Raw genomic sequence first — 1,604 nt, forward strand, 5'->3', positions numbered from 1 at the left:
ATGCGCAACGCCGCCGTGCTCGTCCTCCCCTCACTCACCGCGGCGGAGTCCTTCGGCATGGTGCTGGTCGAGGCCATGGCATGCGCCACCCCCGTCGTGGGATCCGACGCCGGCGGCATCCCCTACGTCATCGCCGACAAGATCACCGGCCTCATCGTCCCCCACGGCAACCCCAAAGCACTCGCCACCGCATGCGAACGCGTCCTCCGCGACGGCGAACTCGCCGACCGCCTCGGCGCCGCCGGCAGACAACGCGCCGTAGAACGCTACGCCTGGCCCGCACTCACCGACCGCTACCTCGACCTCTTCCGAACCCTGCCCCCCACACCTACCGGCCGCTGAGCCCGGCACCGACCCCGGCATGCCTCTTTCAGGAGTTCAGGAGTCTTCTCATGAACCCGCGTTCCGTTCTGATCGTGGCGCCGCACTTCCCGCCCGACGACACAGGTCCGGTGGCACAGCATGTGTGGCATCTCGCCCGCCTCCTGAGCTCCCGTCACGGCTACCGGGTGGTGGTCGCAGCGGCCTCGGAAGGGGGGACGAAGCCGAGGACCCACGAAGGCCCCCACGGCATGCCGGTCTACCGTCTGGCCGCGCCCGGCACTCCCCTGGCCCTGCGCTGGGGCCACGACCTGCGCCGCATCATCGAGACGGAGGATGTGGACCTCGTCGACGCCCACACCCCCTCTGCCCTGCTCGCGGCCGCCGCGGCCCGCGCCGGCCGTGACCTGCCACTCGTGCTGACCTGTCACGTCGGCCGGCCCTCGCGAGGCCCACGGATGCCGGTCCACCGGACCCTCCTGGCCCCGGCCGTCTCCCGGGCGCGCGAGATCGTGTCCGTATCGGACTCGGCGGCGGACCTGCCCGGGGTCCTCGCGTTCCGGGCCACCGCCATCGGCCGCCGGAGCTGCGAGGACGCGCCGGGGGAACCACCCTGGGAGGATCTGTGCGACCGTACCGCCGAGGTCTTCGACCGCGCCGCCGATCCCGCCCGCCTGACACGCACCGTCGCTGTCGTCGCGCCCTATTACGCGCCCCACATCGGCGGTGTGGAGCACTACGCGCACCGCGTCGCGCAGGCGGTCGCGGCGGATCCGGCGATGCGCGCCGCCGTCATCACCGCGAGCACGACCGGCTGGCGCACCTCGGTGGGCGTCGAGGACGGCGTGCCGGTCATCCGTCTGGGCACCTGGACGAGCCGGTACGTCAACACACCGGTCAGTCCGTTGTGGCCGTTCCAGCTGCGCCGCTGGCTGCGCAGGCTCCGCGTCGACGTCGTCCACGCCCATGCGCCGGTCCCCGGCCTCGGCGAACTGGCGGTCGCGGTGGCCGGAAAGAGGCCGGCCGTCATGACCTACCACGCCGGAACCATGGTCAAGGGCTCCAGATTCCGCGACCGGCTCCTGGGCTGCTACGAGCGGAACGCCCTGCCCCGGGTGTTCGACCGCACCCGCGCACTGGTCGCGGTGTCACCCGCCTCGCTGGCCTCCAGCCGTCCCGGGGCCCTGCAGATCACGCCGGGGGTCGATGTGGAGCGGTTCACTCCGGGACCGAGGGCATCCACCCGGCCGCGCACGATCGTGTTCGTGGGGAGGCTGGACCGG

At 72.5% G+C, this 1,604-nt stretch carries 2 protein-coding genes; both read left to right on the top strand.

Annotation, left to right across the window (positions count from 1 at the left end):
* Positions 1-342, top strand: a 342-nt coding sequence (locus ACFY8U_RS36215) for a glycosyltransferase (RefSeq protein WP_389576401.1), incomplete at its 5' end; no start/stop codon positions are given.
* Positions 343-392: 50 nt separating this feature from the next.
* The coding region (locus tag ACFY8U_RS36220) for a glycosyltransferase (protein ID WP_389576403.1) at positions 393-1,604 on the top strand (1,212 nt) is incomplete at its 3' end.

It is taken from the genome of Streptomyces sp. NPDC012508 (assembly GCF_042902595.1).
In the GTDB taxonomy this organism is placed as follows: Bacteria; Actinomycetota; Actinomycetes; order Streptomycetales; family Streptomycetaceae; genus Streptomyces.